At 65.7% G+C, this 13,948-nt stretch carries 13 protein-coding genes; 5 read left to right on the top strand and 8 right to left on the bottom strand.

Features of this window, described 5'->3' with window-relative positions:
- Positions 1-50: 50 nt before the first annotated feature.
- From OG866_RS22945 to OG866_RS22935, 3 genes are all read right to left on the bottom strand, one after another.
- Entirely contained in the window at positions 51-1,427 is a 1,377-nt protein-coding gene (locus OG866_RS22945; RefSeq protein ID WP_329337357.1) for an FtsK/SpoIIIE domain-containing protein, read from the bottom strand.
- Positions 1,427-1,786, bottom strand: a complete 360-nt coding sequence (locus OG866_RS22940) for an SCO3933 family regulatory protein (protein ID WP_329337356.1) — start codon at positions 1,784-1,786, stop codon at positions 1,427-1,429. Before OG866_RS22940 ends, OG866_RS22945 begins: the two co-directional genes overlap by 1 nt.
- 168 nt (positions 1,787-1,954) lie before the next feature.
- The gene (locus OG866_RS22935; RefSeq protein ID WP_329337355.1) at positions 1,955-2,743 is read right to left on the bottom strand and encodes a GntR family transcriptional regulator; all 789 of its coding nucleotides are present in this window, start codon (positions 2,741-2,743) and stop codon (positions 1,955-1,957) included.
- A 107-nt stretch (positions 2,744-2,850) separates the two neighbouring features.
- Here OG866_RS22935 and OG866_RS22930 point away from each other — a divergent pair, with 107 nt between their 5' ends.
- From OG866_RS22930 to OG866_RS22915, 4 genes are all read left to right on the top strand, one after another.
- Positions 2,851-3,258: an NUDIX hydrolase gene (locus OG866_RS22930; RefSeq protein ID WP_329344252.1), complete on the top strand. Its 408-nt coding sequence runs from the start codon at positions 2,851-2,853 to the stop codon at positions 3,256-3,258.
- Positions 3,259-3,304: 46 nt separating this feature from the next.
- Complete coding sequence (locus tag OG866_RS22925; protein ID WP_329337354.1) at positions 3,305-3,733, top strand: ATP-binding protein; 429 nt, start codon at positions 3,305-3,307, stop codon at positions 3,731-3,733.
- Positions 3,733-4,110, top strand: coding sequence for a hypothetical protein (locus tag OG866_RS22920; RefSeq protein ID WP_329344250.1), 378 nt, complete (start codon positions 3,733-3,735; stop codon positions 4,108-4,110). Before OG866_RS22925 ends, OG866_RS22920 begins: the two co-directional genes overlap by 1 nt.
- 486 nt (positions 4,111-4,596) lie before the next feature.
- Positions 4,597-5,904, top strand: coding sequence for an SIR2 family protein (locus OG866_RS22915; protein ID WP_329337353.1), 1,308 nt, complete (start codon positions 4,597-4,599; stop codon positions 5,902-5,904).
- Positions 5,905-5,950: 46 nt separating this feature from the next.
- On the opposite strand, the gene OG866_RS22910 is transcribed toward OG866_RS22915, so the two are convergent.
- A complete protein-coding gene (locus tag OG866_RS22910; protein ID WP_329337351.1) occupies positions 5,951-6,895 on the bottom strand; it encodes a pentapeptide repeat-containing protein in 945 nt (314 codons plus the stop codon).
- Between the two features lie 376 nt (positions 6,896-7,271).
- On the opposite strand from OG866_RS22910, the gene OG866_RS22905 reads away from it, so the two are divergent.
- Positions 7,272-8,339, top strand: a complete 1,068-nt coding sequence (locus tag OG866_RS22905; RefSeq protein WP_329337349.1) for a TIGR02391 family protein — start codon at positions 7,272-7,274, stop codon at positions 8,337-8,339.
- Between the two features lie 311 nt (positions 8,340-8,650).
- Here the strand turns inward: OG866_RS22905 and OG866_RS22900 are convergent, their stop codons facing one another.
- The 4 genes from OG866_RS22900 to OG866_RS22885 all read right to left on the bottom strand — a co-directional run bounded on the left by OG866_RS22900 (position 8,651) and on the right by OG866_RS22885 (position 13,856).
- Positions 8,651-9,916 carry a TerD family protein gene (locus tag OG866_RS22900; protein WP_329337347.1) on the bottom strand — a complete coding sequence of 422 codons (1,266 nt, stop codon included), beginning with the start codon at positions 9,914-9,916 and terminating at the stop codon, positions 8,651-8,653.
- A gap of 403 nt (positions 9,917-10,319) precedes the next feature.
- The gene (gap, locus tag OG866_RS22895) at positions 10,320-11,318 is read right to left on the bottom strand and encodes a type I glyceraldehyde-3-phosphate dehydrogenase (protein WP_329337346.1); all 999 of its coding nucleotides are present in this window, start codon (positions 11,316-11,318) and stop codon (positions 10,320-10,322) included.
- A gap of 128 nt (positions 11,319-11,446) precedes the next feature.
- The gene (locus OG866_RS22890) at positions 11,447-12,403 is read right to left on the bottom strand and encodes a GlxA family transcriptional regulator (protein ID WP_329337344.1); all 957 of its coding nucleotides are present in this window, start codon (positions 12,401-12,403) and stop codon (positions 11,447-11,449) included.
- A 79-nt stretch (positions 12,404-12,482) separates the two neighbouring features.
- The gene (locus OG866_RS22885; RefSeq protein ID WP_443063655.1) at positions 12,483-13,856 is read right to left on the bottom strand and encodes a phosphatase PAP2 family protein; all 1,374 of its coding nucleotides are present in this window, start codon (positions 13,854-13,856) and stop codon (positions 12,483-12,485) included.
- Positions 13,857-13,948: the final 92 nt, after the last annotated feature.

Below are 13,948 nucleotides of genomic sequence, written 5' to 3'. Positions count from 1 at the left end.
ACGTGGCGTGAGGCGGTCACGCCGACCGGAGTTGGGGAGGCGGAGGAAGGTCAGTCGGCGATCGGGCGCGGCTGGACTTTCGGCGCCGGGGATTCGACCGGTCGTACGGGCACGTAGGGCCGGAAGGGCTTGAGTGCGGGCAGGTCGGGGACCAGGTGCGCGGAGTCGCGGCAGGTCTCGGCGGCGTCGCCGCGGGAGAGGTACGGCGTACGGATGCGGGACCAGCCGCCCGAGGTGTCACCGGCGACGGCCAGGCCGGGGCGTTCGGGCGCGATGGCGCACGCGGCCATGACCGCTTCCGGGGCGATGTCGCCGAGGGCCATCTTTGCGGAGGCCTCGTCATTGACGCGGTGACAGACGCGGCCGGTCAGCTGGGCGCGGAGCATGGTGGCGCCCTTGCCGAGTTCGGCGCCGAAGCGCTGTCCGCAGACTTCGAGGTAGATGCCGGCGGCGCGGCCGAGTTGGGCGAGTCGGATGAGTTGGGTGACCATCTCGTCGCGCCGTTCTTCGTCCTTCCTGGTGGCGACGAGGAAGAGTTCGGCGACCTCGTCGACGAACAGCACGATGGGGGTGGGGCGTTCGTGTTCGGGCAGGCCCCAGAGGTCGGAGGTGATCTCCTCGTCGGGGATGTCCGGCGCAATGCCCTGCCGGGCCTTGATCAGGTCGTAGCGGTCCTCCATTTCCTTGACGAGCGCGGGAAGCAGTTCGGCAGCCTGCTCCGGGTCGGTGGCGAGGGCCGAGAGCCGGGACGCGAATGGCGCCAGCTCCACGCCCCGCTTGCAGTCGATGCCGACCAGGGCGACCGGTTGCGGGGCGAGTCCGGTGATGAGGTGGCGCAGGTACATGGACTTGCCGGACAGGGTTGCGCCGAGGGTGAGTTGGTGCGGCATGGTGCGGTAGTCGCGTACGAAGGCGGTGGCGTCCTCGCGAAGCGCGACCGGGATGCGCAGGTACCCGGAGTCGACCTTGCGAGGCATCCGAACCTGTCGCAGGACGTCGAAGCCGACGAGCCGCAGTTCGACGACACCGGGCTTGACGGTGGTGACGTAGACGGCGTGAACGCCCCAGGCGTGCCGCAGTCGTTCGGCGGAGGCGGCGACGTCGGCGGGTTCCTGCCCCGGGGCGAGCCGGAGCCGCAGCCGGAGGCCGGTCGACGTAGGACGGATGATGCCGCGACGCGGCGGTACGGGCCGTATCTCGCGCCGGGTGGTGGCCTTGACTGCCAGCATGCGCAGCCGGGACGGTGCGACGGTCAGACCGCACGCTTCCATGACCGAGCTGTACGAGCTGAGCAGCCGGGCCGTGGATATCGGCAGGCCGACGGTCGACCAGTAGACCCCGGGGTGCTTGGCCCGGGCGTAGGCGGCCCCACCGCCGAGTGCGGCGACAGGACCACCCACCTCCAGGAGTGTCGTCAGGTCGGACATCAGGCAGCGGCCCCGCTGGCAGCAGCCGGGAATGCGGCCGGGGTGACAGCGGCAGCGCGGAAGGCAATGCCGTGGCGCTGCTGCCCGTTGAACACGCTCTCCCAGGGCCGGGCGATCAGCCCCGGCAGCGAGACCGGCGCCCCGAGCGCCAGTCCCTCCGAGATACCGCTCTCAGGAACGGTGACCTTGATCAGCGACGACTCGCCCTCCTCGATGTAGACGACGCCGATCGTCATCAGCGGCTCACCGCTGACGGTGTCCATGGCCCGCTCGCCGGTCTGACGGTCGCGAACCTTCGGCTCCGGAGCCTCGGTCAACAGGATCGTCGCGGCGGAGGCCTCAACACGGATGGTGCGCAAGGGAGTTCCCCTATCTACTCGTCTATACATGATGCGCCCTGCGAACCCGATCTTCGGGATCACGCGGACCACTCTGCCACTCAACTTGCCCACTCGTCTATACGAGTATGCCTGTTGGGGTGTACGAGTCCGAGAACCGACCTCGCGCACCATCGCAAACCATGACGATCAGGTCGCCGGAAGCTGGTACGACAGCACGTATGCGTCAGCCGCCATCACGGTGTCGCAGACCTCCACGGCTCGCCCCTCGGTGTCGAAGGCCGTGCGGACCAGGTGGATGACAGGCACACCGGAGGCCAGCCGGAGCGTCTTCACCTCGGCCGGCGAGGGCATACGGGCGCGGATCTCCTCCTCGAAGTGGTCGAGGCGGTGGCCAAGTTCTTCGAGGCGGGCGTAGATGCCGCCGGGCCCGGGGTTGGGTTCGGCGATCTGAGTGCCGCGGGCGATGTCGAGGGGCAGGTAGGAGGTGGCGAACTCGACCGGCCGTCCGTCGAGGAGATACCGGCGCCGCCGGGCGAGCACACGCCGTACGGACCCGAGCCGGGTGGAGATGTCCTGGCTGGCCTTCTCTTCCTTCACCTCAAGGCTGTCGACCTGGGGGTGACTGCCGGCGGCGTCGGCCTCGACGATGAAGGCGGACTTGCCTTGCTCGCGATGCCGCCGCGCGAACCGGTCGGAGGCGAGACGCCGTACGGGCGGCCGGGGCCGGACGAAGACGCCCTTGCCGTGCTCGGCGTGCACGAGCCCTTCCCCCTGAAGGATGGAGAAGGAGTTTCGGACCGTCATACGGGATACCCCGTAGTGATCGACGAGGTCAGCCTCCGAGGGCAGCTTGTCGCCCTCGCGGAATCGCCCACGGTCGATGGCCTCACGCAGCTGGTCGGCGATCTGCCGGAAGACCGCACGATCGCTCGTGGGGTCGAGATCGCCGAGAAGGCCGGAAGAAAGAGGGCTCACGCGTACTCCTTTAGGTATCTAGACGAGTGGGCGAGTCTTGTTGCTACGGTGGAGAGCCTAGCCAGCCGAGAGGGCCGAGGAACGTGAGCACTGACCGACCGCACTCCGTGAGCGTTGCCGGAGTGGTCGTCGACGCCCAGGGCCGGGCCCTTCTGATCCAGCGCCGCGACAACGGCAAGTGGGAACCCCCGGGCGGCGTCCTCGAACGCGAGGAGACCATCCCCGAGGCCCTCCAACGCGAAGTCCTCGAAGAAACCGGCATCAAGATCGCACTTCCCGCGACCCTGACCGGCGTCTACAAGAACATGACGGGCCTGATCGTCTCGCTGGTCTTCCGCTGCGAAGCCGCCGACGGCACGCCCACCACCGGCGACGAAACCCGCGCCCTGCGCTGGGCCACCCGCGAAGAAGTCTCCGATCTCTCCGACGAGGCGTACGCCATCCGCGTCCTGGACGCACTCGACGCGACGTCCCCGCCGGCCATCCGCGCCCACGACGGCGTGAAACTCGTCTAGCCCGAACCCGCTGCACATGGCGGCCTATCAGCACGAAGGAACTTGTATGCACGAGTATACGAGTGCAGCCCGGGTCTGGGGGCTCACTTGCCCAGGTTTTCCAGAAGAGGTGAGCCGGGCTCGCCGCTGGACCCGCGACATCCTGCGCGGATCGCCGCTGGTCGAGGACGCCGAGCTGATCGTGAGCGAGCTGAGCGCGAACGCAATCCTGCACACGGCCAGCGGCCGGGACTCCGGCAGCTTCCATCTGGCACTGGCGGTGTCGGCACAGGTGATCGCCCTGTCGGTCACGGATGGCGGAGGCGCTGGCGCGGTCCCGAAGGTCGAGCACCAGGACCAGGAGGCCGAGCACGGCCGGGGCCTGGGCATGGTCACCGCGATCGCCCACCGGGTCGTGGTCCACGACAGCGACGGCGGCCACACGGTCACCGCGGAGCTCTTCACCGACGTACGCAGGGAAGGCCACCCGTGCTGATGAACGGACCCCGCCACGGCTACTGGTGCGAGTGCTGGACCCAGGGCCTCACCGAGGAAGAACGGCCGACGCTCCGGGCATCCCTCGACGCCTACTCGGCTTCCCAGGCAGACAGATGGGTTGCGGTAACGCTCCGCACGATCTCTCCAGCTCTGGACTCCGACGCTTCCGACGTGGCGTGGGCCTGGCTCTCCCAGGGACGCATCGCAACCCGACAAGCCCTGCTGCGCTCAGAACCCTGCACGGTCACGATCCCCCATGCCCAGACCCGCATCACCTGGACGATCCGACCAGTGCTCTTCCTACCGCTCGCCCACCGCCAAGGCGTCGAACTCCCAGCCTGCACAAACGACTTCAAGCCCCACACGCCCGACTGAGTTACAACTTTCTCTACTGGTTCAAGGCGGCTCGCTCCGCTCCCCGCGCGCGGCCCGGCCCCCGGCCGGGCCTGCGCTCCTGTCTCCGCCCCGCTCCAGCCCGGCCGGCGCCCGTGCCGCGCTCAAAGCATGCAGCCGCCCGATGCCAGAGAAGGGGGTACGTCGTGGCTGGGGCGGTCGGCTCCACGGCTTTACGGAGCCACTTTGGCGCGAGCCTCGAAGATCATGGCCCCAACGTCGTGCTTTACCGGGCAGGTCCACAGACTGCCCGACGCGCCGGAAGCTTACGGGGCCATGATCACTCGCGCCAAAGCAGCGCCACCCCAAAGCCGCTCCGCCGACCTAGCATTACGTACTGGCGTAGTGATCCTCGCGAAGCACCACTCTTACCTACTGAGAGGAACTGCGCGTCCATGCCCCCAGTGCCATGGCGTAGGCGATCGAGACGACTTACGCTGCGTATATAGCTGGAAGGATGCGAGAGACATGGAGCACTCATGCTACCTCTGCGAACATGACACTCCCGTAGAGCTGCCGCAGAGCCTGGTAGAAGCAGCAGCGAAAGGTGACGTTGCAATTTTTGCAGGAGCCGGGATCAGCACGGAAGTTCCAGCCGTCTTCCCGGTCAATATGTACACGGAGGTAGCACAGGAACTGAATATCGATCCGGGGCCCTCCTTTCCCGACGTCATGCAACGCTATGAGGACCAGAATGGGAGGCCAGATCTCGTACGGAAAATTTGGCAACGATTCGACTATGCAGACAGCTTCCCAGGGTTGCGGAGCGATGCAACGCGCTTTCATCGCGAATTGGCCACTATGCCCTATATTTCAGATATCATTACCACAAATTGGGACCGTTACTTCGAGCAAGATTGCGGCGCTATACCAATCGTCGCGGATTCTGACTACGCACTTCACTCGCTACCGAACCGGAAAGTCTACAAGATTCATGGGTCAATAGATTCTCTATCCTCACTCGTGGCCACCTCTGATGACTATCAAAGAGCTCTAGAATCCCTTAAGGGAAACGCCATCGGAGGCACGCTGCGCCATCTACTTGCTACGAAAACTGTGATATTTATTGGTTACTCATTGTCCGACTCAGATTTCATTGAAATCTACAAAACATTGACTACCGGAATGTCAAAAATGCGCCCCCGCGCCTACACAGTTTCCCCTTTCCCGCCCCCCAACGCCTCGGACTTTGACCTTAGTGTTTTGCAGACTGGTGGTGACCATTTCCTCCATCAGCTCAAGGAGGCAGTGACAAGTCATCACGACCACTACCTTTTCGATGATATCTATGATTGGGTCAGGAAGGCGCATGCGAGGGTCTCGCGAGCGCATGCAGACGCGCAGGAGTTGAACCATAAAGAATTTCCTGGGGTCATTTACTGTCTGAGCTATCAAGACGGCCTACTTGACGCTTGCAGTCGAATTCTGACTCGTCGCAAGACTGGTGAATACTCTGATGGCGCACGCGTTCATCGACTGGCGCACAACTATGAGACAATGCGAAAAAAGAAGAAGAAGGAGCGGAATTACTGGGACGTCAGCTATATTGAAGGCTATTTGAACGGCTTGACACTACTACTGCTGGAAGACGAACAGCAGGCGGATCTCCTGCCTCCCTTCTTTTGCTTCACTCGCAAAGACCTGGCCAGCGTCAACGACGCCAGGAAATCAATCAAAACTCTCCGGAAGCGTCGGCCAAAGGTGTGGCAGGCGGCCATGGAGATTAGTGACAAAATGGCAGTCGATATGATTCCGCGACACACGCCATTTCTCTAATACATCGCCGCAGGCGGCTGCAAGTAGCGGGTAGCCGGCAGAGTCTCTACTGACTGGCTTCTCTGGCGGGAGCCTGTGTACCGTCGTTGGTGTACGCTTTTCGTATCAGCTCTGGCCTGTAATTAGTGACTTCCCTGAGGTCAGTGTCCCAGAGCCAGACTCCTTCGAGGCTGCCTGGCAGTGTGGTTGCGCGTAGCGATGCGCCATTGAACCTGGCACCTGGTATGGCCGAGTTATGCAAATCGGCCCTGTCGAGGATCGCTCCACTGAAGTCTGCGTATGGCCCAAAGATATCGACCAGGAAGGCTTCAGTGAGGTTGGCGCCGCTGAAGTTGGCGTTCTCCCAGTTGCCTCCCTCGGATACCGCACCCACAAGATACGCACCACGCAGGTCGATGTTTTCGGGGTGCACCCCTTCGTGCTTCGGGCGACGGCTGAGGACGGTGAAGGCTGCCTGCTTATCAATGGGGATTGCCTGACGCATCGGCTTCAATGGCTTCTGACGGAGAAAGGCCGCGAGGACTTTCACCACGGTGGCGTAGTCCTTCGGTGAGTCGTTCATAATCCGTTCGAGGCTGTAGATACCGCCGAGTCGTTCAGTTGTATTCTGAGATGCCAGCAACTTGATGGCCTCGACGTAGCGTCCGGTGACTTGCCCTTCGCGTGTCAACTCGGCTTGCTCGCGATCCTTCTCGCGGGCGTGGTTGAACTGTTCTTGCCCGTGCTCGTAGAGCTTTTCGGCGTGCCGGTGGCTCTTGTGTGTGTACCAGAGGCCCATCCCGGCAATGATGCCTGCTGCCAGTGCAACCAGCCCAGTCCGGAAGCCAGTGATGACGACTCCATCAGCAGGTTCGAGATTGGCATCACGGATGTGGGCACCATCGAACCACCAGGGGCCACGCCAGAAGAGGATCACGAAGCCGACTACTGCGAGTGTTCCGAGCACCCAGATACGGAAGGGTGGCCTTTCCTTTGGCTGTTCGTCGCTCATGGCGACATTATGTCTGTCGCTGTTGCTCCGGATTCGGTGTACGGGGTTGCTCAGAGGAAGAGTTGAGGTATTCAAGTGAGTCCGACTGACACTGTCGTCGGTGTGGTGATCGTCATGGCTCGCCCGCCAGCATCAGTGCGATACGCGATGCGGATGCCCGCCTGCGCCGACGTCGCTACTCCCTAGCAGCGCGGCTCGCGGTGCACAGTGCTCGTGATCAGATGTACGAAACTCGCAACTGGCAGGGCAGGGTCCCGTAGTAGCCTGCGTGCACCGCTCAAACTAGGACGCTGGGGGACAGCAGGTGATCGTTCGGACTGTCGCGCCTGAGGGAATGCCTCGGCCCACCGGTGAGGATGGCCACGCCCTTCTCGACGTGGTCTGGCAGCATTTCTCCGCCTTCCTTCGCTGGCCGACCTTCGATTATGTCGATCGGAGGCTATATGCGTCAGGGCTGAAGTTCGAAGAGGCCGTTCAACAGCTGTCCCCCGCGCTGGTCCGGGGCGTAGATGCTGACCTGTGGCGACTTCCGCAGGGCACGACGGAGTTGTCTCTGACGGTCGCTGGCGCTGCGAACTGCGTCGGCACCGGTCCCGCTATCCGGGTCCTCCTTGCCATGGTGCGGACTGCGGCTTCGATCGAACCTCACTATCAGCCCAAGGAGCCCGGCGCGCTGCCAGATCTGCGGCCTGTCGACCTAGGGCCTGTGACGGCTGCCGTCGATGTGGCGGCTCTGAATAAGAAGGTCACTTTCGCCGCCTTCGCGCTCGGGCTGCACGAGCCCTGCTTCCGCGGAGGCAGCCACAACCCAGAAGATCTCGACTGGACGCTGCGCTACGACCGAAACATCCGCCCGTTTGCGGATGTGGCGCGAGTGGATGAGTACTGGCGCATCCGTGAGCAGGTGCTGGGACCTGCGCGGGTTGAGGCCGACAACACGCCCTTCCATAAAGGCCAGGATCCCGTTTCCGCTCTCGTCCCTGAGGCCATACCCGCCATCTCGATCGCGGACGCTGAGTCGGCGAATGCCATGTATGTCACCTGCATGCTGCATCCGCTGATCGCGGATGTCGCGGCCGTACGGTTCAACGTCGGTCTCTACTACGACGCGGTCAGGAGCGCCTTCCAGGCGGTGGAGCACCGTGTCGCGACGCTCATCGGCATCAACGAGGTCGGTGAGAGGCTAATGGGTATCGCCCTGGGTAAACCCGCCCCTCAGATCACAGTGACCCGGTCCACGGGGAGCTCACTGGAGAGCGAGCAGAACGGCATGCAGTTCCTGTTCAAGGGCGCAATGGGCGCCTTGCGTAACCCTCGCATGCACGGGCCGGACGAGAAGGACGCGCGCGATGAGGCCGAAGAGATGCTGGTCTTCGCCAGCTTCCTAATGCGGCGCCTCGACATTGAGGATGAGCAGCGCGTGGCCATTGCTTCCGGGCCTTGATCGCACGCTGGCTCAAAACTGGCCAGGCCGCAGGCAGATGGGAGTTCCGGAACGATGTGGCTCGGTACCCCGCCTTCCTTCGTCAACGCCTGAAGCATGGAGCACGCCGCAGCTCGGACGAGGAGCCGAACTGCGGCGTGCCAGACCCGTGCCCGACCATGCCGAGAACACCTACGAACCAGCCCACCGCCCACCATGCGCCGATACCGCTCCGCCTCAGGTCAGCCCCGGGGCCAGGCGCCAAATGCCCTTAGCTTCGCAGGCTGAGGGCCGGCGGGCTCTTGCTGCCTGATTCTGAGACGCGCTGACGACTATCTCGTTTTGAATTCGACCCTTCCCGTGCTCATACGAAAGTTCCCGTTCGAGTAGAGGGTGGGGCGAGCCTCGACGTGGTTGCCGCTGTACTTCTCGACGTGCCGGATCTGGGCACCACCGGGAACTGTGAAGTCGATCAAGGCGATGGCGACCCAGTAAGACAAGTTGCGGTTGTTGAACAGGGGCACCGTCACCGTGGATCCCCGCCCGTCGGTGACGACTGCCCGAGCACCGTAGGACTTGAATGAACCCGTACCGTTTTCCACCGCGCTGTAGGCACACAGAAATACGTAGCCCTGTAGGTCCGGGCGACGGATGGTAATCGTCTCGCGGCCTGGCGCCCGGGAATCGCCGTCCAGGGCGATGTAGGGCGGCGCAACGGGCGATCCGAGCTGACGGTAGTAGATGACCTGCTCTGACTTGTTCGGGCGCTTGCCCTGCGGGGTGACATGGCTCCCCGGAACATAGAGCGCGTACAAGTCGAGGTCTGCGCCGGATCGTCTTCGGGCCGCGCTTCCGCCGTTCCATTCGAGCGTGGCCGTCACGACAAGGCTGGGGTCGTCCTTGCGCATGTCAATAGTCGCCTGACCAGCCTTGGTGAGAGCGACTTTGCCCAGCGGGACAAGAGGGCGATTGGGCGACGTCAGCGGGATCGGTGGAACTGGCGATGAGATGGTCGGTGCGTAGATGGGGCGTGGTGGGGCAGCATGACTGGGCTGAGTGTGCGTGGCTGTCGCAGCAGTTGGAGGTTGCGCCGCGGACAGCCCGGGGTCATCTACCACAATGCCAACATCTGTTGCCAGTCCCGCCAGCCCCGTGTCCCATCCTTGGCCTACTGCCCTTACCTTCCAACCGCCTGCTCGTCTGTAGAGCTCAACGAGTACAGCTACTGTCTCTCGGTGTGTCAGCGGCGGCGGCGCGAACGTGATCGGTGCGCTTCCACACTCGATGGCGGCATGAGGGGTATTGCTCTCGTCAAAGTGGAGGACTGACAGTTCCGGGTCGATGCTGGCGACGATCGCAACCCGGTCGACTGTCGCAGGAACTGCGGTCAGATCCGCAACGATCGTCTGGCCGTTCAGCACGACCCCATCCTGCGACGAATGGTTGTAGAAGACCAGATCGTCATCACTCCGCGCCTTTCCGTCCTGCGCAAGCAAGACAGCAGACACGTCGATGCCCGTAGTGCGAGAAGTGAGGGTGACGCGGCAGACCGCTCCGGACAAGACAGCGTTGCCGCCTTTGGCAAGGGTGGTGGTCATAGTTGCCCTCTCACGGTGGTGCGTACATCGTGGTACCCGCAACCAGCCCGTGTTGGAAAAACAGTGTTTTCTTCCGGTGAAGCACCTCCGAGAAGATCACGTTGCGGAGGTTGCAAGGTGCGTCAGCCGATCGGCCTTCCGTCTCAGTTTCCGTCTCATTCAGTCTCGTTCACGGCTGTTCAGGCCAGACCGTGGCCACCCCCCCGTGGCGGATGGCGGACCAACATGACCGCAGGTGAACGTCCCCGAACACACCCCCGCAGCCCACCACCACAGTTGGAAAGCGTGTTGGGGGCAACCCCTCACGAGTTCGAATCTCGTATCCTCCGCCAGTGCCTCACCGGGCACGATGTCGAAGGGCCCCACCGCAAGGTGGGGCCCTTCGTCGTGTTGGGGGTGTGGGTCAGCGGGTGGCCAGGAGTTGGAGGGTGTCGATCACTCGGTTCGAGAAGCCCCACTCGTTGTCGTACCAGGCGACGACCTTGATGTGGCGGCCTTCCACGCGCGTGAGGGCGGAGTCGAAGATCGAGGAGGCGGGGTTGCCCACGATGTCGGAGGAGACCAGCGCGTCCTCCGAGTACTCGAGGACGCCGGCCAGCGGGCCCTCGGCGGCGGTGCGGTAGGCGGCCAGGACGTCGTCGCGGGTCACGTCGCGGGCGACGGTCGTGTTGAGTTCGACGATCGAGCCCACCGGGATCGGGACCCGGATGGAGTCGCCGGACAGCTTGCCGTCGAGGTTCGGCAGCACCAGGCCGATCGCCTTGGCGGCGCCCGTCGTGGTCGGCACGATGTTGACGCCGGCGGCGCGGGCGCGGCGGGCGTCGCGGTGCGGGCCGTCCTGGAGGTTCTGCTCCTGGGTGTAGGCGTGCACCGTCGTCATGAAGCCGTGCTCGATGCCGGCGAGCTCGTCGAGGACCGCGGCCAGCGGCGCGAGCGCGTTGGTCGTGCAGGAGGCGTTGGAGACGATCGTGTGGATCTCCGGGTCGTAGGCGTCCGAGTTGACGCCGTACGCCAGGGTGACGTCGGCGCCGTCCGACGGGGCGCTGACGAGCACCTTCTTCGCGCCCGCGTCGAGGTGGGCGCGGGCCGCCTTCGCCGAGGTGAAGCGGCCGGTGGCCTCCAGGACGATGTCGACGCCGAGTTCGGCCCAGGGGAGCTGTGCGGGCTCGCGCTCGGCCAGCACCTTGATACGGCGGCCGTCGACCACGAGCGTGTCCCCGTCGGCGGTCACCGGGCGGCCCAGGCGGCCGGCCGTCGAGTCGTACGCCAGGAGCCGGGCGAGGGTGGCGGGCTCCGTGAGGTCGTTGACGGCGACGACTTCGAGGTCGCTGTCGCGTTCCAGGAGTGCGCGCAGCACGTTGCGTCCGATGCGGCCGAATCCGTTGATCGCGATGCGAGTCATGAATGCCCCTTGATGTCCGTGCGGTGCGGGTTCGACTCCAGCGTCGCGCGCGGTGTCCGGGCCGGACAGTGGCGACAACGCCATGGTTCAAAAGGATCGCGCCAGGCGGCAGCGGCCCGCGGGGTTCGCTACTCGCCCCGGGTGAACGTGCGCCGGTAGTCGCTCGGGGTCGTGCCGAGGATGCGCTGGAAGTGCAGCCGCAGATTCGCGCCGGTGCCCAGACCGACGTCGGCGGCGATCTGCTCCACGCTCCGCTCCGAACGCTCCAGCAGTTCACGGGCCACGTCGATGCGGGCGCGCATCACCCACTGCATCGGCGTGTAGCCGGTCTCCTCGACGAAGCGTCGCGAGAACGTACGCGCCGACACCCCGGCCTCCCTCGCCATCATGTCGAGGGTGAGGGGCTCTCCCAGCCGGTGCAGCGCCCACTCCCGGGTGCGGGCGAACCGCTCGCCGAGCGGCTCGGGCACGCTGCGCGGCACGTACTGCGCCTGTCCGCCGCTGCGGTAGGGGGCCGCGACCAGGCGCCGGGCAGCGTGGTTGGAGGCGGCCACGCCGAGGTCGCCGCGCAGGATGTGCAGGCACAGGTCGATTCCGGAGGCGGCACCCGCCGACGTGAGCACGCTGCCCTCGTCGACGAACAGGACGTTCTCGTCGACCTGGACGAGCGGGTGCTTCGCCGCGAGCGCCCGGGTGTAGTGCCAGTGCGTCGTGGCGCGGCGGCCGTCGAGCAGGCCCGTGGCGGCGAGGGCGAAGGCGCCCGTCGAGATGGCGGCGAGCCGGGTGCCCCGGGTGTGCGCGGCGATCAGCGCGTCGACGACGGCGGGCGGCGGGTCCTCGCGGTCGGGGAACCGGTAGCCGGGGATGAAGACGATGTCCGCCCACGCGAGCGCGTCGAGGCCGTGGGCGACGTGGTACGACAGGCCGTCGGCGCCGGTCACCAGGCCGGGGGCCGCCCCGCACACGCGCACCTCGTACGGCATGCTCGCGCGGGTCGTGAACACCTGCGCGGGAATGCCGACGTCGAGCGGCTTCGCGCCCACGAGCACAAGGACGGCGACGCGATGCAGACGGGAGGACGGCACGGGGACAGGGTACGAGGGGCGCACCACGACGCGGGCGGGCCCACCACGACAGGACCCTCCGGCGTCGGGGCGCCCCGTGTCATACCGGTTCCGGTTGCGGCTCCCTCTCCGGTACCGGGGTGACCTCCCGCTCCCACGACCGTGTGATGCGGACGTAGGCGTAGATCACCGACCCCATCGCCAGGAGCACCAGGGGCCCGTACAGCCACGCGTGGAGGGCCATCTCCATCGAGAGGTAGCGGTACGACAGCAGGAGCGCCGTGAAAACCGCCGTGCCGTAGCCGACCAGGTGGGTCGCCGTGCGGTCCCAGCCGCGGGCCTGGGCGCGCAGGCCCGCCTCGATGGTGAGGGTGAAGACCACGCCGGCGACGAGGTCGGTGCCGTAGTGCCAGCCGAAGCCGAGGGTCGCCGTGAGCGTGGCGAGCAGCCAGAACGTGCCCCCGTGGCGCAGGAGCGCGGGGCCCTTGCGGGAGTGGATGAAGATCGCGGTGGCCCACGCGGTGTGCAGGCTCGGCATGCAGTTGCGCGGGGTGAGCTCGTCGAACGGGATGGGCTGCGGGTCGGTGAGCGGGGGTGGGGTGTGCGGCCAGAAGTCGCCCACCATCCACTGGGCGGTGGCCGGCGTGTGGGTCCACAGGCCGTCCGGCTGCCAGTGTTCGACGCCCGTGCCGTAGGCGAAGACCGGGCCGACCACCGGGAAGATCATGTAGATGCCGGGTCCGAGCAGGCCTATGACCAGGAAGGTGCGCACCAGGTGGTGGCGGGGGAAGCGGCGTTCGGCCGCCACGTTGCGCAGCCCGTAGAGGGAGACGACGACCGCGGCCACGGCGAGCTGGCCGTAGACGAGGTCGAGGAAGTGGGCGCCGACGGGGCCCGTGGCCTTGAGCATGCGGCCGGCCAGCCAGGACGGGTCGCCCAGCGCGTGGTCGGCGACCGCCAGATACGGGTCGAGGACCGTCGGGCGGGCCTTGGCGGTGATGAGCAGCCAGGTGTCGCCGGTCTTGCGGCCGGCCACCAGGAGCAGGGCCAGGCCCACGCCCTTGAGCAGCAGGACGCGTTCGTGGCCGGTGCGGCGGGTGACGGCGATGACCGCGCAGCCCAGGATGACCCACAGTGCCCCGTTCCCGAACGGGTGGCCGCCGTGCAGTCCGGTGCCGGTCGCCCAGCGCAGCAACAGCAGGACCGCGTCGATGCCGAGTGCGACGCCGAGCGCGATGAATCGCTCGCGCCGGGTGAGCACCACCATCATCAGGGCCATGCTGCCGTAGAGCAGGAAGCCTGACTTAGGCGGGAATATCACCTCTTTGACCTGAGTCGTGAGCGGGCCCGGCAGGCCGTAGTGGCGGGCGGTGATCTCCAGCGCGACAAGGAAGCCGAGGGTGACCGCACCGGCCGCGGCCCACAGGAGGACCTGTGGCCGACGCCACGCGGCGGATGCCGATCTTCGTCGTATTCGCGAGAGGTCCCGCGACTCTCCAGGTATCAATTGGCTGGCCGATTCTCAGACATATGGGTGCAAGGTGGTCACTGGGCGGATGCCGGGCG

Source organism: Streptomyces sp. NBC_00663 (assembly GCF_036226885.1).
Classification (GTDB): domain Bacteria; phylum Actinomycetota; class Actinomycetes; order Streptomycetales; family Streptomycetaceae; genus Streptomyces.
This window is presented reverse-complemented; position numbering and strand designations above follow the sequence as displayed.

Bases quoted from the DNA above. Each gene is read 5' to 3' on its own strand.
- OG866_RS22945 (WP_329337357.1), bottom strand. From the start codon at position 1,427: ATGTCCGACCTGACGACACTCCTGGAGGTGGGTGGTCCTGTCGCCGCA.
- OG866_RS22910 (WP_329337351.1), bottom strand. From the start codon at position 6,895: ATGAGCGACGAACAGCCAAAGGAAAGGCCACCCTTCCGTATCTGGGTG.
- OG866_RS22900 (WP_329337347.1), bottom strand. From the start codon at position 9,916: ATGACCACCACCCTTGCCAAAGGCGGCAACGCTGTCTTGTCCGGAGCG.
- OG866_RS22920 (WP_329344250.1), top strand. From the start codon at position 3,733: ATGAACGGACCCCGCCACGGCTACTGGTGCGAGTGCTGGACCCAGGGC.
- OG866_RS22915 (WP_329337353.1), top strand. From the start codon at position 4,597: ATGGAGCACTCATGCTACCTCTGCGAACATGACACTCCCGTAGAGCTG.
- OG866_RS22925 (WP_329337354.1), top strand. From the start codon at position 3,305: ATGCACGAGTATACGAGTGCAGCCCGGGTCTGGGGGCTCACTTGCCCA.
- gap (WP_329337346.1), bottom strand. From the start codon at position 11,318: ATGACTCGCATCGCGATCAACGGATTCGGCCGCATCGGACGCAACGTG.